The organism is Stenotrophomonas indicatrix (assembly GCA_041545745.1).
Taxonomy (GTDB): domain Bacteria; phylum Pseudomonadota; class Gammaproteobacteria; order Xanthomonadales; family Xanthomonadaceae; genus Stenotrophomonas; species Stenotrophomonas indicatrix_A.
In genome coordinates, this window is sequence record CP168152.1 from 2,098,356 (window position 1) to 2,121,956 (window position 23,601).

A 23,601-nucleotide genomic window follows, 5' to 3' on the forward strand; every position below is an offset into this window, starting at 1 on the left:
CAGCACAGGGCCGGGGCGTTTTCGTACGTCAGGTCAGGCAGGAATCAGAACTCCTGCCAGTCTCCATCGGCCAGTTCGGTGGCCATCGGGCGGCCGCCAGCCGTGCGACGGGCCGGCGGGGCGGCCGCGGCCGGGGCGGCCGGTGCAGCAGCACGTGGTGCAGGCGTGCGCGCGGCGACCACGACTTCGGCTTCGTCGACCACGAAGATCGATACCGCCTCGCTGAGATGGCCCGCCTGTTCTTCCATCGCACGTGCGGCGGCAGTGGCTTCTTCCACCAGCGCGGCGTTCTGCTGGGTAGTCTCGTCCATCTGCACCACGGTCTGGTTGACCTGTTCGATGCCGGCGCTCTGCTCCTGCGAGGCAGCAGAGATCTCGGACATGATGTCGGTCACGCGCTGCACCGAGGCGACGATCTCGCCCATGGTGGCGCCGGCCTTGTGCACCAGTGCCGAGCCGTCGTTGACCTTGCCGACCGAGTCGTCGATCAGGCCCTTGATTTCCTTGGCCGCTGCAGCCGAACGCTGGGCGAGGGTGCGCACTTCGCTGGCGACCACGGCGAAACCGCGGCCCTGTTCGCCGGCACGGGCGGCTTCCACTGCGGCGTTCAGCGCCAGGATGTTGGTCTGGAAGGCGATGCCGTCGATGACCGAGATGATTTCGGCGATCTTCTTCGACGAGGCCTGGATGGCCGACATGGTGGTGACCACCTGGCCGACCACTTCGCCACCCTGCGAGGCCACACCGTGCGCGCCGATGGCGAGCTGGTTGGCCTGGCGGGCGTGTTCGGCGTTCTGGCGCACGGTGGAGGTCAGTTCCTCCATCGAGGCGGCGGTTTCTTCCAGGTTCGCGGCCTGCTGCTCGGTACGGCGCGACAGGTCGCTGTTGCCGGAGGCGATTTCGCCGGCGGCCGAGCTGATCGCGCGGCTGGACTGCTTGATGCGGGTGACGATCTCGCTCAGCTGTGCGGCGGTGGCGTTGGCATCGTCGCGCATGCGGGCGAACACGCCCTGGTAGTCGCCATGCATGCGCACGGTCAGGTCACCTTGCGACAGCGCAGCCAGCAGGCCAGAGATCTGTTCGATGCTGCCGGAGTTGGCGTCCAGCAGGCCGTTGATCTGCTGGGCCAGCTGCAGGAAGAAGCCTTCCTTGTCGTTGGCATCGATGCGGCCGGACAGGTCGCCGGCAGCGGCCTGGGCGATCACCCGTGCCACTTCGGCCTCGACCTGCGCTTCCTGGGTGCGGTCGCGCCATTCCACCACGTAGCCGACGGTGTCGCCGTCTTCGTTGCGGATGGTCGACACGACCTGGGCGAACTGCGCATCGCCGTACTGCATCGGGCGGCGGGCAACACCATGCTGCTTGAGGTTGGCCAGCAGGGTGTTGTCCATCTCGCCACGGTGCTCGAGCACGGTGACCGGCTTGCCGACCAGCGAGGCGTGGACGTCGAAGTCGGGCAGGTCGCGGCGCAGCTCGTCCTGGTACTGGGCCAGGGTCTGCTGCAGGGCGCGGTTGCTGTAGACGATGGTGTTGTTGGGGTCGGTCAGGTAGACGCCGGTCGAGCTGTAATCCAGCGCGGTGCGGATGCGCAGGTTCTCGCGGGCGATGGCCTGGTCGGTTTCGGTGCGCTCGCGCAGGTCGCGCTGCATGCGCTGCATGGCCTGCATCAGTTCGCCCACTTCGTCCTGGCGGCTGACGTCGATGTGACCATCAAGCTTGCCACCGGCGACGTCGTTGGCCACCGAGACGGCGCCACGCACGCTGCCGACCAGGGCGCGGGCGAACAGCCACACCAGCACCAGGCCGAGCGCGGCGCCGCCGAGCAGGGCGATGACGGTCAGCACGGCCGAGGCGGAGTAGGTGGAGGCGGCTTCGTCGCGCGAGGCGCGGGCGAGGCGGTTGTCTTCGGCGATCAGCGCTTCAAGCGCGGCGCCGGCCTTGCGGTGTTTGGTGCGGGTCTCGCCGACGAAGGTGTCGATCGCATCGTCGGGCAGGTCCAGCTCCAGCATTTCGGTGACGCTGTCATAGGAGGCCAGCGCGTCCTTCCAGTCCTTGGCAAAGGTGTCGAACAGCTTCTTCTGCTGTGCGTTGTCGACCAGCTTCGGATAGTCCTTGATCGACGTGTCCATGCTGGTGCGCAGTTCGGCGGCCTGCTTGCGGGCGTCGGCCTTGACGTCGTCGCTGGCGCGGATCAGCTGCTGGTAGGCGCTGTTGCGGTACTCACCGAGCATGCCGCGCATCTCGCCGGCCATGCGGATGCTTTCCATGCGTGAACCGGCCAGCTCGGTGGTCACGTTGTTCAGCGAATGCAGGCCACGGTAGGCGACGATGCCCTGCAGCAGCATCACCAGCAAGAGGACACCGAAGGTCAGCATGAGCTTCGGCATCAGTTTCAGGTTGTTGATCCACGGCATGGGCGTTGCGATCTCCTAAGGCAGACGCGGCCGGGCACGGGGCCCGGTTGCAACAGCCACGCCGGCACGCTGGCCGGCGCGGTCTGACGGACAGCGGATTACTTGATGTTGGCCAGCTTCAGGCTGGACGGCGAGCTGACTTCGATTTCCGCACGCGAGGCATCGCGCTGGATCTTGCCGATCACGCACACGGTCTTGCCTTCCAGGGTTTCCAGCGGGAAGGAGAACTTGCCGCGGTTCTCGCCGGCGATGCGTGCCGAGAAGGTGTGGCGCGGGAAGGCGCCGCCCATGTACAGGAAGGTCGGCTGGCCTTCGGAACCTTCTGCGAAGCGGGCCTTTTCGACCTTGCCGCAGACCATGCCGTCCTTGCCGACGGCGCGCGGTGCCATCTCCGGCGGAATCATCTCGGCCGACTGCGCGAAGGCGGAGGAAGCGGTGGTGGCCAGGACGGCAGCCGAAACGAACGCAAGCAGGGACTTCATCGGGGTGATTCTCCGGGGATGGTGATGGTGGATCCGGCCTTGGCGCGTTCCTGCGCGACCGGCTTCTGTCCCCCTATCGGCGTGGATGAGGGGAACTGAAGGGCTGCGTAACAGAAACGTGAAGAAGGTCCGTTTGATCAGGCGGCAGCGTCTTCGACGACGTGGGTCTGGCCCATGTCGGCGCTGTCGAGCAAGGTTTCGATGTCCAGCAGGATCAGCATGCGGTCGTCGTGGGTGCCGATGCCGGAGATGAAGCGGGTATCCACGGCTGCACCGAATTCCGGGGTCGGGCGGATCTGCTCGGCCGACAGCGGGATCACGTCGGAGACGCTGTCGACCACGATGCCGACCACGCGGTCTTCCACGTTGAGCACGATCATCACGGTGAAGGCGTCGTAGCGGGCATCTTCCAGGCGCAGCTTCAGGCGCAGGTCGATCACCGGCACGATGGTGCCGCGCAGGTTGATGACACCCTTGATGTAATCCGGGGCATCGGGGACGCGGGTGACGGCGTCGTAGCCACGGATTTCCTGCACCTTGAGGATGTCCACGCCGTAGTGCTCGGCACCGAGGGTGAAGCTGAGGAATTCGCCATCGGCGCCGGCGGCGGAGCTGTTCTTGTCGTTCATCGAGGGGTCCTGGTTCTGCCGGAAGTGCCGGTGTCAGGCTCGATATCGGCCCCGTGGTGGGGGACTTTAGGCATCTGGTAGTGCCGGCCGCTGGCCGGCAGTTCCTGCATCCACGCATGGCGTGGATCTACTGGGGCCTGCATCCGCGCGGCTTCGGGGTTGCCGGCCAGCGGCCGGCACTACCACCGGGGATGGGTAGTGCCGGCCGCTGGCCGGCAGATCCCGTTGTGGGGATGTCAGAGCTCGCCGTTCCTGCGTGCCTTGCGCTGGCGGTCGATGCGGAAGATGTAGCGCTGGATGGCGCTGTCGCCGCCACGGGGCAGTTCGTCGAAGCGCATGCCGACGCGCTTGACCTCGGTGCCGTTGGGCAGGCGTTGCGGCAGCAGGTTGCAGACCACAAGTTCGATCTGCAGGTCCGGGCCATCGGGCATCGACAATTGAGCCCGGTAGCGCTGCTGCAGGCTGAAGATCGCGCAATCGACGGGCACGGTCACCGCCAGGCCGCCGCCACTGATGTCCACCACCCGCATCGACAAGGCGTCGGCGCGGGCCTCGCCCGGTGGCAGCAGCAGCTGCGGTGAATCGGTGATGGGGGTCTCCAGCCGGTACAGTTCACGCCGCTGCAGGTGCACCAGTTCATCGGGCAGCGGTGCACGGAACGCCACATGGCCCTCGTTGTCCACGCGTTGCAGGTCATGCAGGCGGAAACGCACCATCACCCGTTCCAGCTGGGCGAAGCAGAGGAGGTGGTCGGCCTGTTCGGCGGCGCGGTTGGAGGCTTCCTGCGGGCTGCCATCAAGCAGCAGGATGTCCTCGTCGTCGTCCAGTTCGAGCAGGGCGGTCGGGAAGGAGCGATCGCGGCCGTCGATATGGGCGTTGATCAGTGATCGCTGGTCGATCAGGGAGCGCAGCAGCTGCCGCACCTGGCGGGGATTGCGGACCAGGAAGCGATCGTCTGCGGTGTCAGCCGCATGGACTTCGAGCGGTGCAGTGTCGTGGCCGTCGGACATGGAGTCTGTGGTCAGGGGCGGGCGCCGACGCGTGTGCGCGCGTGGCTCGAAGGAAGTATCGGCTGCGTTGCGGATTTATGTAGCGCCGAACGTGTTCGACTGCTTCGTTGTGCCATGCCGGACGCCTTAGGGCAAGCTGGACGCTGGAGCCGGGCATGGCCCGGCGTTGCCTGTCCGCTGACGGGGTGGCGCGGGCCACCCCGATGCTGCGATCAGAACTCCTGCCAGTCGCCGTCGCCGGCCAGCGCCGGCTGCGCAACGGGCTTGCGCACGCGCGAAGGTGCTGCGACGGGTGCGGGCATCGCCTTGCGCGGAGCACTGCTGGCCATGGCCGTCGCTGCACGCGGCATCGCATTGCCCACGCTTGGTGCGGCCAGGCGGAAGCGTGCAACGGCCTCGCCCAGCTGCGCGGCCTGGTCTTCCATCGCCCGCGCGGCAGCTGTGGCTTCTTCCACCAGCGCGGCGTTCTGCTGGGTGGTTTCGTCCATCTGCACCACGGTCTGGTTGACCTGCTCGATGCCTGCAGACTGTTCCTGCGAGGCGGCAGAAATCTCGGCCATGATGTCGGTCACGCGCTGCACCGACGCGACGATCTCGCCCATGGTGCTGCCGGCCTGGTGGACCAGGCTGGAACCCTCGGCGACCTTGCCGACCGATTCGTCGATCAGGCCCTTGATCTCCTTGGCGGCGGCGGCCGAGCGCTGGGCGAGGGTACGCACCTCGCTGGCGACCACGGCGAAGCCACGGCCCTGTTCGCCGGCGCGGGCGGCTTCCACTGCGGCATTCAGCGCCAGGATGTTGGTCTGGAAGGCGATGCCATCGATGACCGAGATGATCTCGGCGATCTTCTTCGAGGAGGCTTCGATGGCCGACATGGTGGTGACCACCTGGCCAACCACTTCGCCGCCCTGCGAGGCCACGCCGTGTGCACCGATGGCGAGCTGGTTGGCCTGGCGCGCATGTTCGGCGTTCTGGCGCACGGTGGAGGTCAGTTCCTCCATCGAGGCGGCGGTTTCTTCCAGATTCGCGGCCTGCTGCTCGGTACGGCGCGACAGATCGCTGTTGCCCGAGGCGATTTCGCCCGAGGCCAGGGTGATGCTCGAGGTGCTGGCCTGGATCTGGCTGACGATCTGGGTCAACTGGGCGACGGTGGTGTTGGCATCGTCACGCATGCGGGCGAACACGCCGTGGAACTGGCCGTCCATGCGTGCGGTCAGGTCGCCCGCGGCGATGGACTGCAGCAGCTGCGACAGCTGGCCAAGATTGCCGTCGGCGACCTCCATCATGCTGTTGAGCTGCTCGATCATCACGCGGAAGTCGTGATCGAAGCGCTGTGCATTGCCGCGCTGGCTGAAGTCGCCGGCGGCAGCGGCCGATGCCAGCTGCTGGATCTGCGTGTTGATCGCCAGCAGGCTGGCCTTGGCCGCATCCATCGATTCGTGCAGGATCGCGCGGCTGCCCGGCAACCGGCGCGCATCGGGGGTGAGGTTGCCGGTGGCGTACTGGTTGAGCACATCGATGGCATCACGGATCGCATCGAGATGTTCGAAGATCACCGTGTTGATGCCGCCGGCGAGCTGGCCATAGACGCCCGGGAAGTCTTCCGGAATGCGGTGGCTGATATCGGGGCCGGCATGCATCTGTGCCATCAGCTGGGTCTGCTCGGAGAAGCGACGCAGCATCGCGGTCATCTCCGCGGTGGCCGCCAGCATGCGACCCGCCTCATCCTTGCCGGTGGCCTGGGTGGTGACGCTGAGATCGCCGCGGGCGACGGCCTGGATGGCATGCACGGCCTTGCCCAGCGGGCCGACCACGGCGCGCGAGATGATCACGGCCAGGGTGGCGGCGACCACGACCAGCAGCACGATGGCGGCGATGATGGCCAGCATGCTGTTGCGGTGGGTCGCGTTGGCGTCGTCGATCTTGCCCTGCATCTGGGTTCCCAGCAGCGCACCCAGTGCCTTCAGGTCTTCGAAGGCTTTGCGGCGCAGTGGGCGCGACTGCTCATCGGAAATCTGCCGGGCCGCTTCGCCATCACCGGCGGTGGCCGCTTCGCGCAACTTGGTATTGGCGGCGAAGTAGCCATCGACGTCGGCCTGCACGGCCTGGTACAGCGCGCGCTCCTTGTCGCCGGCCGGCAGCTTGGCATAGGCCGTCAGCTGCTCGCGTACCACTGCAGCGGTGTCGTTCATGCGCTTGTTGTAGTCGGCCACTTTCTCCGGCTGGTCCAGCATGCTGATCTGGGCCAGTTCATAGGTGCGGAACTCACCCAGCTGCGAGCGCACTTCCCCGAGGTACTGCACCGATGGAATGTCGTTGGTCGCCATCGAGGTCAGCTTGGCGTTGGCTTCGGACAGGCGGACCAGGGCGAACGCACCCAGCACGACGGTCATCAGGGTGGTCAGGGTGAATCCCACAGCCAGCTTGCGGGCGATGGGCAGATCGTGGAACCACTTCATGCAGGGTGCTCCAAGGTGGGCAGAATACCGGCGGCGGCGCCGCGGGCAAAAGGTCATTGCAGGAGGGAACGGTGGTGCCGGGTGAAGGATCGGTGACTGCCGTCAACCCGAGATAGCGGCGCAGCTGCGCCGTACTTTATGGACCGATGTCACATTCGCTGGCGTAGGGAAACCAACGGAAAGCAAGCAGTGGCGGGGCTTTCGCAGTGACGGCGTGGTTTCAGGCGAAACCATGCGCCCGATCAGGTTCACGACGCAGGACGACGGAGTTCACAGTTGTGGGCGCCGCCGCGTCGCGCGTAGGTACGATTGCTGCCGCGCACGCGCGCAAACAAAAACCGCCGCCCCGGAGGGCGGCGGTCAGGTACAACGTGTAGAGCAGTTCAGGCCGCCTGCGGCACCCGTAGCGAACGCACCAGGCCGCCGATGTCGACGATCAGGGCGACGCGGCCATCGCCGAGGATGGTGGCACCGGAGACCCCGCCGATGCGGCGGTAGTTGTTCTCGATGTTCTTCACCACGACCTGCTGCTGGCCCACCAGTTCGTCCACTTCCAGCGCGATCTTCTGGCCATCGCCTTCCACCACCACCACCAGCGATTCACTGCCGGGTGCGCGCTGCCCATAGCCGTAGTATTCGCTCAGCGACAGGATCGGCAGGTATTCACCACGCACGCGCAGCACGCGGCCTTCGCCGGCCATGCTGCGGATGTCGTCGGGCTGCGGCTGCAGTGCTTCAAGCACGTAGGCCAGTGGCAGGATCAGGGTTTCGCCGGCCACCGCTACGGTCATGCCGTCGAGGATGGCCAGGGTCAGTGGCAGCCGGATCAGCGTACGGGTGCCGATGCCGAGGCCACTTTCAATCTGCACCTCGCCACCGAGCGCCTGGATGTTGCGGCGGACCACGTCCATGCCCACGCCGCGGCCGGACAGGTCGGTCACCGCATCGGCAGTGGAGAAGCCGGGCTGGAAGATCAGGTCCCAGACCTGCGAATCGGTCGGGTTGTCCGGCACGGCCAGGCCGCGTTCGTGCGCCTTGGCCAGGATCTTCTCGCGGTTCAGGCCGCGGCCGTCGTCGCTGACTTCGATGACGATGTGGCCGCCCTGGTGCGAGGCGGCCAGGGTGATCGTGCCGGTCTCGTCCTTGCCGGCATCGCGACGCACGTCCGGCATTTCCAGGCCGTGGTCGATGGAGTTGCGGACCAGATGCACCAGCGGATCGGCGATCTTCTCGATCAGGCCCTTGTCCAGTTCGGTGCCTTCGCCGATCGTGCGCAGACGCACGTGCTTGCCGAGGCGGCCGGACAGGTCGCGGACCAGGCGCGGGAAGCGGCGGAACACCGCATCGACCGGCAGCATGCGCACGCCGATCACCGCTTCCTGCAGGTCGCGGGTATTGCGTTCAAGCAGGTCCAGGCCGGCAAACAGGCTCTCGGCATGCACAGGATCCAGGGCGTGCGAGACCTGCTTGAGCATGGCCTGGGTGATGACCAGTTCGCCGACCAGGTTGATCAGTGCATCGACCTTGTCGACGCTGACGCGGATGGAAGTTTCCGCTTCCTGGCTGGCGCCAGCACTGGCTGTCGGTGCGGCAGCGGCAGGCGCGGCAGCGGCCATCGGCGGGGCAGTCGGTGCCTGCGTGGCCAGGCTGGGCGGTGCGGCGGGACGGATGTCCAGTTCGCAGTCGTCCAGCACCCAGGCGAAGGTATCTTCGATCTTGCTGCGCGGCACCTTGCCGACCAGGCCCAGATCCCACGCAAGGTGGGCTTCGAGCGGGTCGAGTTGGGCAAAGCCGGGCAGGCGGTCCATGCGCGCGGCCACCTGCAGCGAACCCAGGTGTTCCAGTTCGCGGATGATGCGTAGCGGGTCGTTGCCACTCATGAACAGTGACGGCGCCGGGGTGAAGCCGATCTGCCAGGCTTCCGGCGTGTCGTCCACCTTGCTGGCGGCAGCAGGTGCGGCGGCGGGCGCCTGGCCGGACAGCACCGCTTCCAGGCGCACCTTCACCGCGGCAACCGCTGCGGAATCGGCGGGCTGGCCGTGTTCGGCCTCGCGCAACAGGGCGCGCAGGACGTCCACCGAAGACAGCATCGCATCGACGGCATTGCCTTCCAGTGCACGCTTGCCGGCCCGCAGCTCATCCAGCAGTGTCTCCAGCACGTGGGTCAGCCCGGCGATGGCATCGAAGCCGAACGTGCCTGCACCGCCCTTGATGGAGTGGGCGGCACGGAACACCGAGTTGATGATCTCCGGGTCCTGTTGTCCCGATTCCAGGGCCAGCAGACCAGCCTCCATGGCGTCGAGGCCTTCGCGGCTCTCCTCGAAGAAGGTGGCGTGGAAGCGTTGCAGGTCCATGCTCATGGCAGTGGCGATCCGGAAGCGAAGAGGGGGAGCAGTGCGGGGCGATCAGCCCAGCACTTTCTGCACGGTGGCGACCAGCTGTTCGGGATTGAACGGCTTGACCAGCCAGCCGGTGGCACCGGCGGCCTTGCCTTCGGACTTCTTGTCCGCTGCCGACTCGGTGGTCAGCATCAGCATCGGCGTGAACTTGTAGTCCGGCAGCTGGCGCAGTTCGCGGATCAGCGCGATGCCGTCCATGTTCGGCATGTTGACGTCGGTGACCACCGCATTGAAGCGCTGGCCCTTGGCACGTCCGAGCGCGACCGCGCCGTCTTCAGCTTCTTCGACGGCAAAACCGGCCGAGGTGAGGGCGAAGGAAACCATCTGGCGCATCGACGCCGAATCATCCACCACCAAGATACGTGCGCTCATGCAGCGTTCTCCACAGATTTCAGGTTGTCATGGGGTACGTCCAGGCCCAGGGCCTGGGTGACGCCCAACAGGCGTGCAGCGTCACGGAAGGTTGCAGTGCAACCGTGGAAGCCAGTGCCCAGGCCTGCCTCGCGGCGGGCCTGTACGAAGGCACACAGCACCTGCACGCTGGCGGTGTGGATGCGACCGACCTGGCTTGCATCCAGGGTCAGCTCGCCTGCTTCCGCCACCAAGGGCGAAAGGCGGTTCTTGAGCTCGGTGCTGCTCTCGATGCCGAGATCCTCACCCAGTTCGACAGTGCTCATCGTTGCTCCGGACAAACGGTTCCAGCATTCATAACGGCACCGCGGGGCAGTTCTTTAGGGTGGGTATCGGTGCGGAGCGCCGATTCCCAGCACGGATTCACCCCAGCAGCTGCGTGGCGTCGAGCAGGATCATCGGCCGCTGGCTGATGCGGGCCACGCCGCGGAACAGTTCATTGGAGATCTGGCAGATTCGGGCGGTATCAGGTGGTTCGATCTGCGAGTCGGTCAGGTTGGCAACGTCCTCCACGGCCGACACACGCAGGCCCAGGGTCTCGCCGTTCTCTTCGAGCACGACAATGCGGGTCTGCGCGTCATCCTCGGCGGAAACTGCGCCCAAGTGCAGGCCGAGATCCATCACCGGCACCACCTGGCCACGCAGGTTCATGATGCCGAGCATTTCCGGGGCGGTGCCGCGCAATGGCAGCAACGGCACCGGCAGCACCACTTCCTGCACCTTCAGCAGCTCCAGGGCGTAAGCCTGGGTACCGCAGCGCAGGCGCAGCCAGCGCGATGTGCGTTCGCCGGCGCGGCGGTTCTGCGGATGCGGGCTGCTGGCGGGCTGATGCGCCTGGGCCTGCAGCTCCTGCCAGGTGCCGGGGCGGTTGCTGGACGGGGTGTCGACCGCGATTCGTGGCGGGGGTGCGACGGCGGCGCGGGTCATCGATGGCATCGGTGACGGTGCGGGGCGCGCGGCGGCCTTGGCAACGACCGGCGCGGCGATGGCAGGAACCTCCTCGCCGTCGGCGGCGGCTTCGAAAGCGGCCTGCAATCCGGGGCTGTCGGTATGCGCCAGGCTGTCGGCGGCGTCGGTTTCGTAGATCACTTCGTCCGGCAGGTCATCCCAGGTGGGTTCCGGCGCGAGCGGTGCGACAGCGGCAATGGCCACGGGCGCGGTTTCATGGATCACTTCAGCCGGCAGATCGTCCCAGGTGGGCTCGCGTCCGGTGTTGGCCGCAGGCGTGGCAGCAGCGTCGAAGGCGGCCTCGAGGGAAGCATCGTCGTTGGCCGGGGTGGCTACGACAGTGTCGGTTTCGTAGATCACCTCAGCCGGCAGATCGTCCCAGGTGGGCTCGCGTCCGGTGTCGGCCGCAGGCGTGGCAGCAGCGTTGAAGGCGGCTTCGAGCGAAGCATCATCGTTGGCCGGGGCCACTGCGACGGTGTCGGTTTCGTAGATCACTTCGGCCGGCAGATCGTCCCAGGTCGGTTCGCGCTCGGCGTCTGCTGCTGCGCTCGTCGGGCGGGGCGCGGCGTCAGCGGCGACCGGTGCCACGGCAATGTCGCCGAGCAGTTCGTCCAGATAGTCGTCCAGCATGCCGGTGGTGTTCATGCTGCCTGCTCCAGGGCACGTGCGTCCTCACCGAGGATCCAGTTCAACGCACGCCGATAGGCCGCCAGGCCACGGCCCGGGTAGTCCTCGCCGATGCTCGGCAGGGTCAGACCGGCCGCATTGCTGATGCGGGTGTCGATCGGAATCGCATCTTCCCAGACGCGGCTTGCGTGGCGGTCCTGCATGGCGCGCAGCGATTCGTTGCCGGTGCGGGTGCGGCGGTCGAACAGCGTCGGCAGGATCGAGATCGGCAGCGACCGGCGGCGCGAACGTTCGACCATCTCACCGGTGCGGACCATGCCATCCAGGCCGTGCAGGGCCAATGGCTCGGCCTGGGTGGGAATGATCAGCCGATCGGCCGCGGCCAGTGCGTTGATCATCAGCAGGCCCAGGGTCGGTGCGCAGTCCAGCAGGATGTAGTCGTGCTGGCCCTGGTGGCGGGCGAGCGCGTTCTGCAGGGCCAGGCCGAGGCCGGGCTGGTTGGCGCTGCGTCGTTCCAGCGTGGCCAGCGAGGCCTGCGCGCACACGTAATCGAGTCCGCCGATGTTGCTGGCATGGCTGAGCGCGGACAGGTCGGCCGGCGGTGCGCCGAACAGTTCCAGCACGCCGGTCGGTGCCGGTTCGATCGGTACACCGAAAGCGCGGGTCAGCGAGGCATGCGGATCGAGATCGATCAGCAGCACGCGGTGGCCGAGCGCGGCCAGGCCGCGACCGAGGGCGAGGGTGGTGGTGGTCTTGCCGACTCCGCCCTTCTGGTTGGCGACTGCCCAGATGCGCATCGGATTACTCCTTCATTGCCGGGGGAACGGCGGCGCCGACACGGCTGCCAGCCGGCACCGGTGGCAACTGCACCGGTGCGATGGGGGAACTGGGGGTGGTGGCCGGTGCTGCGGCGGCCTGTTCGCTGGCGTTGCGGGTGGTCCCGGTCGCGGCATTCAGACGTTCGCCCAGCGGGTCCACCGAATGACTGGTGTCGGCCAGGATGATGACCATCACCCGCCGGTTGCGGTTGCGGCCCTGCGCACTGTCATTCTCTTCGCGCGGACGGAACTGACCGTAGCCGACCATCGCCAGCCGCGACGGCTGCACGCCCTGGTCGGCAAACAGATGCACGACGCTGGCCGCGCGCCCGGCCGACAGTTCCCAGTTGGACGGGAAGGTGGCGGTGGCAATCGGCACGTTGTCGGTGTGGCCTTCCACGCGCACGCTGTTGGGCACGTCGCGCAGCACGCCGGCCAGGCTGGCCAGGGTGTCGCGCGCATGCACGTCCAGCGCCGCCGAGCCGGTCGGGAACAGGATGTCGCTGTTGATCTCGACTTCAATCCACAGTTCGGTACGGCGCACGCTGATCATGCCGCGGTCGATCAGTGGCGCCAGCGCGGCGGTCAGGCGGTCGGCGATGCTGTTGAGCTGGCGCTCGGCACGCGCGATTTGTTCCTGGTTGTGCACCGACACCGGCATGCGCATCTGCGAGGCCATCGCCGGCAGCAGGGTGGGGTCGTGCGAGGGCGCTGGAGCGGATGGCCCGATCCTGGTGCCGGACTTGATCACCGACGGACTGTCCCAGCCGCCGCCCTGCACCTGCTTGTTGCCGACCTGCACGGGATTGATGGTGCGCGGCGCACCACCGAAGGCATCGGTGAGGGCGTCGGCCATGATCCGGTACTTGCCCTCGTTGACCGAGGAGATCGCGTACATGACCACGAAGAAGGCGAGCAGCAGCGTCATCAGGTCGGCATAGGGGATGGCCCATGCCTCGTGATTGGCGTGCTCTTCGTGGTGCTTGCGACGGGCCATGTCAGTGCAGGAAGCCGGAGAGGTTGGTTTCGATGTTGCGTGGGTTCTCACCCTGGGCGATCGAGATCAGGCCTTCGATGACCATTTCGCGGTCGCGGCTGGAATGGGCGATGACGCCCTTCAGCTTGGCGGCGATGGGCAGGAACAGCAGGTTGGCCGAGGCGATGCCATAGATGGTGGCGGTGAACGCGGCGGCGATGCCGTGGCCGAGCTTGCTCGGGTCGGCGAGGTTCTTCATCACCGCGATCAGGCCGAGCACGGCGCCGATGATGCCCAGCGTAGGCGCGTAGATGCCCATGCTTTCGAACACCTTCGCGGCGGCCTGGTCCTGGTGCTCCTGGCTACCCAGTTCGATCTCCAGCATGTGCCGGATCGATTCGGGTTCAACGCCGTCCACCAGCAGCTGCAGGCCCTTGCGCAGGAACGGGTCCTGCTGCGCTTCCACCTGCGATTCCAGGCCGAGCAGGCCCTGGCGGCGGGCGATGTTGCTCCATTCCACGATCTGCTGGATCAGTTCGCGACGGTCGCTGTGCGGCGGCCGCACGACCCAGCGCACGATCTTGAAGGCGTGCTTGAACACCGCCGGCGAGGTGTGCAGCAGGATGGCGGCGATGGTGCCGACGATGACGATCACAAAGGCGGCAGGCGACCACAACGACGCCAGGCCGGCGCCCTTGAGGATGCTGCCACCGACCAGCGAGGCCAGGGCGAGGAAAAGTCCAATGAGGCTGAGTCTATCCATGGGTCCGGTATCGGCTTGTATGAATGGGACTTGAGACACCGGTAGGTCGTGTACAGACGGTAGTCACAGTTTTCGGGTCGCCGGGCATGGCCCGGCGCTACCCTGCGGGGCCGTTTCCGGTAGCGCCGGGCCATGCCCGGCGGGCTTCAGCGCAGCCCGTCCACGTCCAGGATCAGGGCCATGCGACCATCGCCGATCAAGGTTGCACCGGCGTAACCGCGCAGGCCGCGCAGGGCCTTGGGCAGTGGCTTGATGACCACTTCCTCGCGCCCGCGCACCTGGTCCACCACCAGCCCGAAGCGTGCTTCACCGGCCTGCAGCACGACGATGGTCAGCAGCGGCGAGGCAGCCGGCGTCACATCCAGCCATTGCCGCAGGTCAACCAGCGCCAGCGTGTGCGAGCGGCGGTCAAGCACGGCGCGGCCGTCGAACCAGCCCAGCGAGGTGCGCGGTGCATGCAGCACTTCCATCACACGGGCCAGCGGCAGCGCGTAGACGTCTTCGCCGGCCTGCACCAGCAGGGTCGGCAGGATCGCCAGGGTCAGTGGTACGCGGATCATGAAGCGGCTGCCGCGGCCCAGTTCCGACTGGATCTGGATCTGCCCGCTCAGCTCGCGGATGCGCGACTGCACCACGTCCATGCCGACGCCGCGGCCGGAAATGTCGGTGACCTGCTGCTTGGTCGAGAAGCCGGGCAGGAACACCAGGTGCAGGCATTCCTCGCTGCTCAGGCGGGCGGCGGCTTCCGGATCGATCAGGCCCTTCTCGCGCGCCTTGGCGCGCAGCTTTTCCGGATCAATGCCGGCGCCATCGTCCTGCACTTCAATGCTGACGTAGTCGCCTTCCTGCTGCGCCGACAGGCGCACGTGGCCCATCCGTGGCTTGCCCTGAGCTTCGCGCAGTTCCGGCGTTTCCACGCCATGGTCGATGGCGTTGCGGACCAGGTGCACCAGCGGATCGGCCAGCGCCTCGACCAGGTTGCGGTCGAGTTCGGTTTCGGCGCCGATCAGTTCCAGGTCCACTTCCTTCTTCAGCGAACGCGCAACGTCGCGCGCCACCTTCGGGAAGCGCGAGAACACCTTGCCGACCGGCTGCATGCGGGTGCGCATCACCGCCGACTGCAGGCGTGCGGTGGCGATATCCAGCGTGGACACGGCGCGGTCCAGCTCTTCATCACGCAGGCGCGTGCGCAGCGTCTTCAACCGGTTTCGTGACAGCACCAGTTCGCCGATCAGGTTGACGATGGCATCCAGGCGCTTGGTATCCACGCGCACGGTGTGTTCGGCTTCGGCGACGGGCTTGTTGGGCGCCGGCTTGCTGGCAGCGGGCGGGGCCGGCGAGGGCGCCGGTCGCGGTGCTGGTGCGGCGACAACCGCTGCGGTGGCGTTGCTGCCCGGGGCGGCGCCACCATGCAGCTGGTCGAGCAGTGCTTCGAACTCGTCTTCGCTGATCATGTCGTCGGCTTTCTTCGCCGCCGGCGCCACGGTCGTAGGTGCCTTGCCGCCGTGCAGCTGGTCGAGCAGGGCCTCGAATTCGTCGTCGGTGATCAGGTCTCCGCCGCCCGCATTCGGCGTCGCGGCCGAAGGTGCAGCCACGCCACCGCCATGCACATCGAACTGGGCGACCAGTTCGGGCGGGGCAAAGCCGGGCTCGGTACCCGATGACACCGCGTCAAGCATCGACTGCAGGTAGTCCAGTGATTGCTGGGCGGCATCGAAGTGATGTGCCTGCAATACGGCCTGGCCGGCACGCACGGCGCCCAGCGCTTCTTCGGCGGCGTGGCACAGTTCGACCATCGCGGTGATGCCGAGGAAACCTGCGCCGCCTTTCAGCGTGTGGTAGCCACGGAACACCGCGTTGAGCTGTTCATTGTCCTGCGGTGCCTGTTCCAGCGACACCAGCTGTTCGCCGAGGCGATCCAGGATTTCCTGGGCCTCGATGATGAAATCGGCAGTGATGTCGTCTGCTACTGCGCCCATGGTTACAGCCCCAGATCCGACAAGAGGTCGTCGGCGTCGTTCTGCGAGACCGCATGGCGGTCCAGCCCCTTCAGTGCCGGCCCAGCCAGTTCCGGATCGGTGCGATGTTGTTCCGGCGGCAGGCCAAGCGCGCCGAAGCCTTCGTGCACGCGGCGGACGATGCCGACCACGCGCCGTATGATCTGCCCGGTCAGGTCCTGGTAGCTCTGGGTCAGGGCGATCTCGGTAAGGTTGTGGCGGATGCGGTCGAGCTGTACATCCTGGCCCGGCTGCAGGCCATCGGCGCGCAGCTGTTCGGTCAGGCTGCGGCACTCTTCAGCCAGGTCCAGGGTGCGGTGGGTGGCCTGTTCGGTCATCGCAACCACATGGTCCAGGCGCGCGCAGGCATCGTCCAGCTCACCGGCTTCATCGGGCACGGTCGGCAGTTCGCCCAGCGCCTGGCCCAGTTCGCGGGCCAGCCGCGAAAGGCCGCTCATCATCGGCTGGGTGCGTAGTGCGACCAAGCCGTCGATGCGCTGGCGCCACGCCGCTTCGTCGCCGGATTCCAGTGCATCCAGGGCTTCCTGCAGGCGCAGGGCGAGGGCGCTCTTGTCGACCGTGGTATCCATCAAGCGCTGGCCGCCAGGCGTTCGAAGATCTTGCCGAGCTTCTCTTCCAACGTCTGTGCGGTGAACGGCTTGATGATGTAACCGTTCACGCCGTTCTGCGCCGCTTCGATGATCTGCTCGCGCTTGGCTTCTGCAGTCACCATCAGCACCGGCAGGGTCTTCAGTTTGGCATCGGCACGGATCGCCTTGAGCAGTTCGATGCCGGTCATCACCGGCATGTTCCAGTCGGTGACCACGAAGTCGAACGGCTGGCTCTGCAGCAACGACAGCGCGGCATGCCCGTCCTCGGCTTCGGCGGTATTGGTGAAGCCCAGATCGCCCAGCAGGTTCTTGACGATACGACGCATGGTCGAGAAGTCGTCGACGATCAGGATGCGCATGTTCTTGTTCAAAGCAGAGTTCCTTTGTTGATCAGCTCTCGAGGCCGGCGTCGGCCGCCTCGAAAATCTTCAGTCGGCCACGCAGGCGCAGGACCGCCTGGCCGTGGATCTGGCAGACCCGCGACTCGCTCACGCCGAGCACTGCGCCGATCTCTTTCAGGTTCAGTTCCTGCTCGTAGTAGAGCGACAGCACCAGCTGTTCGCGCTCGGGCAGGTGGCCGATGGCATTGCCCAGCTCGCGGCCGAACTCGCCACGTTCCAGTACCTGCTGCGGGGTCGGGCCGCCCTGGGCGACGGTGTCCAGCTCGCCCTGGTCTTCAATGCGTGATTCCAGGCTCAGCACCTGCCCGCGCGAGGCGTCTTCCATCAGGCGCAGGTACTCGGGCAGCGGCATCTCCATCGCAGCGGCCACTTCGGTGGCGCTGGCGGCGCGGCCGGTGCTCTGCTCCAGGCGGCGGATGGTGGCCGCAGCGTCACGTGCACGGCGGTGCACCGAACGCGGTACCCAGTCGCCACGACGGATCTCATCGATCATCGAGCCGCGGATGCGGATCGAGGCGTAGGTCTCGAACGAGGCACCCTGGTCGGCGTCATAGCTGCGCGAGGCTTCGATCAGGCCCATCATGCCGGCCTGGATCAGGTCGTCCACTTCAACGCTGGCCGGCAGGCGTGCGGCCAGATGGTGGGCGATGCGCCGCACCAGGTCCGAGTGCTGGGCGATGACCTCGTTGGCTGCCGTGCGCTGGACCTCTCTGTACTGGGCGGCGCCTTTCATGCGGCCACCCCACGTTGCTTGATGATGCGTTCGAGGAAGAACTCGACGCCACCGCGCGGTTCGGTCGGTGCCTGCCAGCGGGCGGTGCGGCGGGCGATCTCGGTGATCGCCAGCGCCGACGGGCTGGACGGATAGGCCTTCACCACCGGCTGCTGGCGCTGCACCGACAGGCGCAGCCAGTCGTCCTGCGGCACGCAGCCGAGGTAGTTCAGCGAGACATCGGCGAGGAATTTCTCGCAGACGCGGGTCAGTTTCTCGTACAGCACGCGGCCTTCGTTGGGGTCGCGCACCATGTTGGCCACCACCTGGATGCGGTCCACGCCACGTTCGCGCGACAGCACCTTGATAAGGGCATAGGCGTCGGTGATCGAGGCCGGTTCATCGCAGACCACCACCACGGTGTCCTGCGCGGCCTGGCAGAAGGTCAGCACGCCATCGGTGATGCCGGCGGCGGTGTCCACCACCATGATGTCCAGCTCGCGCTCCAGTTCGGAGAACACGTTGACCAGGCCGACATGCTCGGCCGGGGCCAGCTCGGCCATGTGCCGGCGGCCGGACGCGGCCGGTACCACCAGCACGCCGTTCGGGCCTTCGATGATCACGTCATCCAGGCTGCAGCGGCCAGCGACCAGGTCGGCCAGGGTGTTGGTGGGGCTCAGGCCGAGGATCACGTCGATGTTCGCCAAGCCCAGGTCGGCGTCCAGCAACAGGGTGCGTTTGCCCATTCCCGCAAGCGCCACGGCCAGGTTGGCCGATACGTTGGTCTTGCCGACGCCGCCCTTGCCGCCGGTCACGGCAATCGTGCGCACAGGGCCGAGCGGCTCGCTGCGGGTCGCCGTCAGCGGGAAGGTGGTGGTCAGCTTGGCGTACTCACGCGACGGCATGGTTCAACTCCGGGTTGCAGGGCATATCGGCCGCGCGGCGCAAATCTTCAAGGCGAAGTACAAGATTGGCTGCACTGGCCCGGTGCAGGTCGTCCGGGACGTCCTGGCCATCGGTCACCCAGGTGATCGGCAGCTTATGGTCCACCGCCACCGACAGGGCGTTGCCGAAGCGGCCGGTCTCGTCCAGCTTGCTCAGCACCAAGCCCTGCAGGTTGGCCGCGCCGAAGCGGCGGACCACCTCGTCCATGTCGCCGAAGCTGGTGTTGGCCGGCAGTACCAGCAGGGTGCGGACCTGGCGGGCGGCGCGCAGCCACTGCAGCTGGGCGGCCAGCGCACGGTCGCGCGGGCCCAGGCCGGCGGTGTCGATCAGCACCAGCTTGTAGTCCTTCAGGCGTTCCAGCAGCTGGTCCAGGTCGGTGCCGCTGTTGGCCTCGTGCACCGCGATGCCGAGCTGGCGGCCGTAGCCGTACAGCTGTTCGCGGGCGCCGATGCGCATCGTATCGGTGGTGACCAGGGCGACGTCGCGGGCGGCATGGGCTTCGGCGAAGCGCGAGGCCAGCTTGGCGATGGTGGTGGTCTTGCCGGCGCCGGTCGGACCGACCAGGGCGATCACACCGCCTTCCTCCATCGGATCGACCGGGGCGATCGGCAGCTTGCGCGAGATCAGCCCCAGCATCAGGCCGCGGCCGCGATGCGCTTCGGTTTCCAGCGGGATCTGCATGGCCACGTCGCGGGCGATGCCGGCGTCGAAGCCGTACTCGTCCATCAGGTCCAGCGCGGTGGCGCGCACCGGGCAGCCGCGCAGGCGCTCATCGGTGAAGCGGTTCATTTCGCGCTCGATCACCTGGCGCATGCCGGCCACTTCCTGGCGCAGGTGGCGGATCTCGGCGTCGTCGGCAACCAGAGTGAGAGCAGGTGCCGGGGCCAGGGTCGGCAGCGGTGCCGGCGCAACTTCCGTCGGCTGCACGGCAACCGGCGCATGGGGTGCTTCGTCTTCGGGCGCTGCGGCGGCCTGGCTGGCAACCGGCAGCGGCGGCGGCGAGACTGCCGGCAGCTGCGCGCTGTCTTCCAGCGGCGGATCGATCTGGAAGCGGGCGCGGTTCACCGCGGCAGCTGCGGCCGGCGAGGGCGCCACGATGGCGCCGGCGAACGGGGCGAAGATCTGTTCCGGCAGCGTCGATTCATTGACGGCGGCACGCGCCAGCGTAGCGGCGAAGCCGGTGCTGCCGCGCGTCGGTACGATTTCGTCGGCGCTGTCCAGGGTGCGGCCAGTAGCACCGACGGCGGCGCGGGCGAGGGCGGCAACGGCCGAGGTGGTAGCCGCCACCGGCTCCGGTGCCGGGGTGCTGCTGCGACGGCGGGTGACCGCGGCGATCACTGCGTCGGCGGCGCTACGCGGCTTCGGCGCAGGCGGCGGTGCCACGTCGCGGCGCGATGCTTCCAGGGCGCGCTGCACGGCGCTCTCATCGTAGTTGGCGGCGGCCACGATCTCGATGCCTTCCTCGATCCGGCGGTTGGACAGGATCACGGCATCAGGACCATGTTCCTTGCGCACCAGGTTCATGGCCGAGCGCATGTCGGCGGCGACGAATCGTTTGATTTTCATGCTGTGGTCACGGGACGAAGTCGGCGGAGTGGCGGTCGGAGAACGCGGATGGTCGGTGGTCTGCACGGTTCGGGTTCCCCTTGGAATCTGTCTGTTGCGGGTGTTTGAAAGTGGTGTCTGTTTTCTGGCGCGTTGCAGGGCGGCGTCAGCTGATCGTTCCGACCAGCTTCAGGCGCTTGTCCTCCGGCACCTCGCTGTACGCCAGGACCGACAGCGACGGAACGCTGTGGCGGACCAGGCGGGCCAGCGCGGCACGCACCGGGCCAGGTACCAGCACCACCGCGGGCTCGTTGCGGGCTTCCTGCTTGCTGACACATTCGGCCAGGCTCTGGTGCAGTCGCTCAGCGAGTCCGGGTTCCAGCGCGGCGCCGTTGCCCTGCGTGGACTCCTGCAAGACACGTTCCAATTGCGGGTTGAGGGTGAACACCGGCAGCTCCGCCGACATTCCGGCGATCTCCTGCACGATGAAGCGGCCCAGTGCGGTTCGCACGGCGGCGGTCAGCGTGGCCGGGTCCTGGCTGTGCGGGGCGTGTTCGACCAGTGCTTCGGCGATCTTGCGCAGCTGGCGGATCGGAATGCGCTCGATCAGCAGGTTCTGCAGCACGCGCACCACCGCCGACAGCGGCAGCGCCTTCGGCGTCAGATCTTCGACGAGCTTGGGCGCGCTCTTGGCCAGGTTGGCCAGCAGGTGCTGCACTTCCTCGTGGCCGAGCAGTTCCGGTGCGTGCTCGCGGATCAGGTGCGAAAGGTGGGTGGCCACCACCGTGGCCGGGTCGACCACGGTGTAGCCCAGGGTTTCGGCCTGGGCGCGCTGGTGTGGCTGGATCCAGGTCGCATCCAGGCCGAAGGCAGGGTCCTTGCCGGCGATGCCTTCCAGCGGACCGAGAGCACTGCCCGGGTCCAGCGCCAGTTCGCGGTCGGGATGGATTTCGGCGGTAGCCACCGGCACGCCATGCACCAGTACCCGATAACCGTTGGCCGGCAATTCCAGGTTGTCGCGGATGTGCACCGACGGAATCAGGAAACCGACATCCTGGGTCAGCTTGCGGCGCACGCCCTTGATGCGCGGCATCAGTTCGCCGCCCTGGTTGCTGTCCACCAGCGAAATCAATCGATAGCCGACTTCCAGGCCCAGCGGATCGACCGGGCGCAGCTCGTCCCAGCTCAGTTCCGCGGTGGGTGCGGGGGCGGCGGGGCGGCCCAGCGCGTTCAGTGCGTTGGTTTCGCCCGCAGCTGCGTCGGCCTGGGCCGGGGCCTGGCCTTTCCGGTACACCTTCCAGGCGATGAAGCCGAGGATTGCCGCCAGCGTCAGGAAAGCGACGTTGGGCATGCCCGGCACCAGGCCGACCACGCCGAGGATGCCGGCAGTGATGGCCAGCGCGCGGTACTGGCCGAACACCTGGCCGGTCATCGCCTGCGCCATGTCCTGCGAGCGCGAGGCACGGGTAACCAGCATCGCCACCGCACTGGAGACCAGCAGCGCCGGCAGCTGCGCCACCAGACCGTCACCGATCGACAGCAGGGTATAGGTGGCCGCGGCATCGCCGAACGGCATGCCATGCTGCAGCACGCCCACGGCCAGGCCGCCCAGCATGTTGATGAACAGGATCAGGATGCCGGCGATCGCATCGCCGCGGATGAACTTGCTGGCACCGTCCATCGCGCCGTAGAAGTCGGCTTCCTCGCGGACCTCCTCGCGGCGCAGCTTGGCTTCCTCGCGCGTCAGCAAACCGGCGTTGAGATCGGCGTCGATCGCCATCTGCTTGCCGGGCATGGCGTCGAGGATGAAGCGCGCGGTCACTTCCGAGACGCGCCCGGCGCCCTTGGTGATGACCACGAAGTTGATGATGGTCAGGATGGCGAACACCACGATGCCGACCGCGTAGTTGCCGCCGATCACGAACTCACCGAACGCGGCGATCACCTTGCCGGCCGCTTCGTGGCCGTTCTGGCCGTTGAGCAGGATCACGCGGGTGGAGGCCACGTTCAGCGCCAGCCGCAGCATGGTGGTGATCAGCAGCACGATCGGGAAGATGGTGAAGTCCAGCGGGCGCTTCACGTACACCACTGCCAGCAGCACCATCAGCGAGATGGCGATGTTGAAGGTGAACAGCGCATCGAGCACCGGCGCGGCCAGCGGCACCACGACCATGGCCAGCAGGGCCAGCACGATCAGCGGCGCGCCCAGACCCTGGCGGACCATCTCCAGCGCGCGGCGGGTATTGAAGCTGGATGCCTGCGCGCTCATGGGCGGCCCCCGTTGCCGAACTCATCAACCTGGATGTGCGGCGTGGACGGCATCGGGCCGGTCCGCCAGCTGCGCAGCTGGTAGACGTAAGAGAGGACCTGGGCGACGGCTGAATACAGTCTCACGGGGATTTCCTTGCCGAGTTGGCCTTCCCGATACAAGGCGCGTGCCAAAGGCGGGGCAGAGACGATGGCAACCTTGTTGCCGTCGGCCACTTCACGGATGCGCAGGGCGGTTTCATCCACGCCCAGGGCGACCACGGTGGGCGCATTCATGGCCCCACCTTCGTACTTCAGCGCCACCGCATAGTGGGTCGGGTTGACCACCACCACGTCGGCGGTGGGTACCGCCTCCATCATCCGGCGGTTGGCCATCTGCTGCTGCAGCTGGCGGATGCGGCCCTTCACTTCCGGGCTGCCCTCGCTTTCCTTCATTTCCCGGCGCAGTTCTTCGCGGGTCATCTTCAGCTTGCGCATCCAGTTCCAGCGCTGGTACGGCGCATCGATGGCGGCCAGTACCAGCATTGCGCCGGCGGTGGCCAGCAGCAGCCGCAGGGTGAAACCCAGGCCGTCGCCGATGGCGGTTTCCAGCGGCTGGTGGATCAGCCCGCGCAGGGTGTTGAAGCTGGTCCACACGACCATGCCGGCGGCGACGCCGACGAAGGCCACCCGCAGCAGCGACTTGATGAACTCGGCGATGGCTTCGGGGCCGTACAGGCGTTTGAGCCCGCTCATCGGGTTCATGCGGTTGATGTCGGGCATCATCGCCTTGGCCGACCAGCGCAGGCCGCCCATCACCACCGGCGCCAGGAAACTGGCCAGCAGGCAGACCAGCACTAGCGGGGCGATCACCCACATCAACTGCAGCAACAGGTCGCCGAAGTGGCCGAACAGCGCCTTCGGGTGCTGGCGCAGGCTCTGTTCGGGGCTGAGCGCATGGCGCATCCAGGCGCTGGCGCCGCTGGCCATCGAGCCGCTCATGGCCATCACCGCGATCACCCCGGCGCCGAACACGGCGGCCGTGCCCAGTTCACGCGAGCGCGGCAGGTTGCCCTGCTCGCGGGCGTCGCGCAGGCGCTTTTCTGTCGGTTGTTCGGTTTTTTCGCCGGCGGATTCGTTCTCGGACATCACAGGCACTGCAGCAGGGGATGCCGGGGTGCGTGCAAGAATCGTTCCGTTACGGCGG

20 protein-coding genes are annotated in these 23,601 nt (G+C 67.1%); all 20 read right to left on the minus strand.

Annotated elements, in window-relative coordinates:
- Window positions 1-44: 44 nt before the first annotated feature.
- Window positions 45-2,414 carry a methyl-accepting chemotaxis protein gene (locus ACEF39_RS09670; RefSeq protein WP_500287793.1) on the minus strand — a complete coding sequence of 790 codons (2,370 nt, stop codon included), beginning with the start codon at window positions 2,412-2,414 and terminating at the stop codon, window positions 45-47.
- Window positions 2,415-2,512: 98 nt separating this feature from the next.
- Window positions 2,513-2,896 carry a hypothetical protein gene (locus tag ACEF39_RS09675; RefSeq protein ID WP_025878966.1) on the minus strand — a complete coding sequence of 128 codons (384 nt, stop codon included), beginning with the start codon at window positions 2,894-2,896 and terminating at the stop codon, window positions 2,513-2,515.
- Window positions 2,897-3,033: 137 nt separating this feature from the next.
- The gene (locus ACEF39_RS09680; protein WP_099818377.1) at window positions 3,034-3,525 is read right to left on the minus strand and encodes a chemotaxis protein CheW; all 492 of its coding nucleotides are present in this window, start codon (window positions 3,523-3,525) and stop codon (window positions 3,034-3,036) included.
- A gap of 236 nt (window positions 3,526-3,761) precedes the next feature.
- Window positions 3,762-4,535, minus strand: coding sequence for a flagellar brake protein (locus ACEF39_RS09685; RefSeq protein WP_500287794.1), 774 nt, complete (start codon window positions 4,533-4,535; stop codon window positions 3,762-3,764).
- A 212-nt stretch (window positions 4,536-4,747) separates the two neighbouring features.
- Complete coding sequence (locus ACEF39_RS09690) at window positions 4,748-6,994, minus strand: methyl-accepting chemotaxis protein (protein WP_500287795.1); 2,247 nt, start codon at window positions 6,992-6,994, stop codon at window positions 4,748-4,750.
- Window positions 6,995-7,377: 383 nt separating this feature from the next.
- Window positions 7,378-9,354 (minus strand): chemotaxis protein CheA, encoded by a 1,977-nt coding sequence (locus ACEF39_RS09695; RefSeq protein ID WP_500287796.1) that lies wholly within the window; start codon window positions 9,352-9,354, stop codon window positions 7,378-7,380.
- A gap of 45 nt (window positions 9,355-9,399) precedes the next feature.
- Complete coding sequence (locus ACEF39_RS09700) at window positions 9,400-9,765, minus strand: response regulator (RefSeq protein ID WP_025878971.1); 366 nt, start codon at window positions 9,763-9,765, stop codon at window positions 9,400-9,402.
- On the minus strand, window positions 9,762-10,070 hold the full coding sequence (locus ACEF39_RS09705) for an STAS domain-containing protein (RefSeq protein WP_059064119.1): 309 nt from the start codon (window positions 10,068-10,070) through the stop codon (window positions 9,762-9,764). The genes ACEF39_RS09700 and ACEF39_RS09705 overlap by 4 nt, the downstream gene beginning before the upstream one ends.
- A gap of 97 nt (window positions 10,071-10,167) precedes the next feature.
- Window positions 10,168-11,397: a chemotaxis protein CheW gene (locus tag ACEF39_RS09710; protein ID WP_500287797.1), complete on the minus strand. Its 1,230-nt coding sequence runs from the start codon at window positions 11,395-11,397 to the stop codon at window positions 10,168-10,170.
- Window positions 11,394-12,176, minus strand: coding sequence for a ParA family protein (locus tag ACEF39_RS09715; RefSeq protein WP_500287798.1), 783 nt, complete (start codon window positions 12,174-12,176; stop codon window positions 11,394-11,396). Before ACEF39_RS09715 ends, ACEF39_RS09710 begins: the two co-directional genes overlap by 4 nt.
- Before the next feature lie 4 nt (window positions 12,177-12,180).
- On the minus strand, window positions 12,181-13,194 hold the full coding sequence (gene motD / locus ACEF39_RS09720) for a flagellar motor protein MotD (protein ID WP_500287799.1): 1,014 nt from the start codon (window positions 13,192-13,194) through the stop codon (window positions 12,181-12,183).
- A gap of 1 nt (window position 13,195) precedes the next feature.
- Entirely contained in the window at window positions 13,196-13,936 is a 741-nt protein-coding gene (locus tag ACEF39_RS09725) for a flagellar motor protein (protein WP_025878976.1), read from the minus strand.
- A 146-nt stretch (window positions 13,937-14,082) separates the two neighbouring features.
- The gene (locus ACEF39_RS09730) at window positions 14,083-15,915 is read right to left on the minus strand and encodes a chemotaxis protein CheA (protein WP_500287800.1); all 1,833 of its coding nucleotides are present in this window, start codon (window positions 15,913-15,915) and stop codon (window positions 14,083-14,085) included.
- A 2-nt stretch (window positions 15,916-15,917) separates the two neighbouring features.
- Complete coding sequence (locus ACEF39_RS09735; protein ID WP_025878978.1) at window positions 15,918-16,523, minus strand: protein phosphatase CheZ; 606 nt, start codon at window positions 16,521-16,523, stop codon at window positions 15,918-15,920.
- Window positions 16,523-16,915 (minus strand): chemotaxis response regulator CheY, encoded by a 393-nt coding sequence (gene cheY, locus ACEF39_RS09740; protein WP_005413247.1) that lies wholly within the window; start codon window positions 16,913-16,915, stop codon window positions 16,523-16,525. The genes ACEF39_RS09735 and cheY overlap by 1 nt, the downstream gene beginning before the upstream one ends.
- Window positions 16,916-16,934: 19 nt before the next feature.
- Window positions 16,935-17,678 (minus strand): RNA polymerase sigma factor FliA, encoded by a 744-nt coding sequence (locus ACEF39_RS09745; protein ID WP_025878979.1) that lies wholly within the window; start codon window positions 17,676-17,678, stop codon window positions 16,935-16,937.
- Window positions 17,675-18,562: a MinD/ParA family ATP-binding protein gene (locus ACEF39_RS09750; RefSeq protein ID WP_025878980.1), complete on the minus strand. Its 888-nt coding sequence runs from the start codon at window positions 18,560-18,562 to the stop codon at window positions 17,675-17,677. Before ACEF39_RS09750 ends, ACEF39_RS09745 begins: the two co-directional genes overlap by 4 nt.
- On the minus strand, window positions 18,549-20,168 hold the full coding sequence (gene flhF / locus ACEF39_RS09755; protein ID WP_500287801.1) for a flagellar biosynthesis GTPase FlhF: 1,620 nt from the start codon (window positions 20,166-20,168) through the stop codon (window positions 18,549-18,551). Before flhF ends, ACEF39_RS09750 begins: the two co-directional genes overlap by 14 nt.
- A 145-nt stretch (window positions 20,169-20,313) precedes the next feature.
- Window positions 20,314-22,416: a flagellar biosynthesis protein FlhA gene (gene flhA / locus ACEF39_RS09760; protein WP_500287802.1), complete on the minus strand. Its 2,103-nt coding sequence runs from the start codon at window positions 22,414-22,416 to the stop codon at window positions 20,314-20,316.
- Entirely contained in the window at window positions 22,413-23,543 is a 1,131-nt protein-coding gene (flhB, locus tag ACEF39_RS09765) for a flagellar biosynthesis protein FlhB (RefSeq protein WP_033831035.1), read from the minus strand. Before flhB ends, flhA begins: the two co-directional genes overlap by 4 nt.
- Window positions 23,544-23,601: the final 58 nt, after the last annotated feature.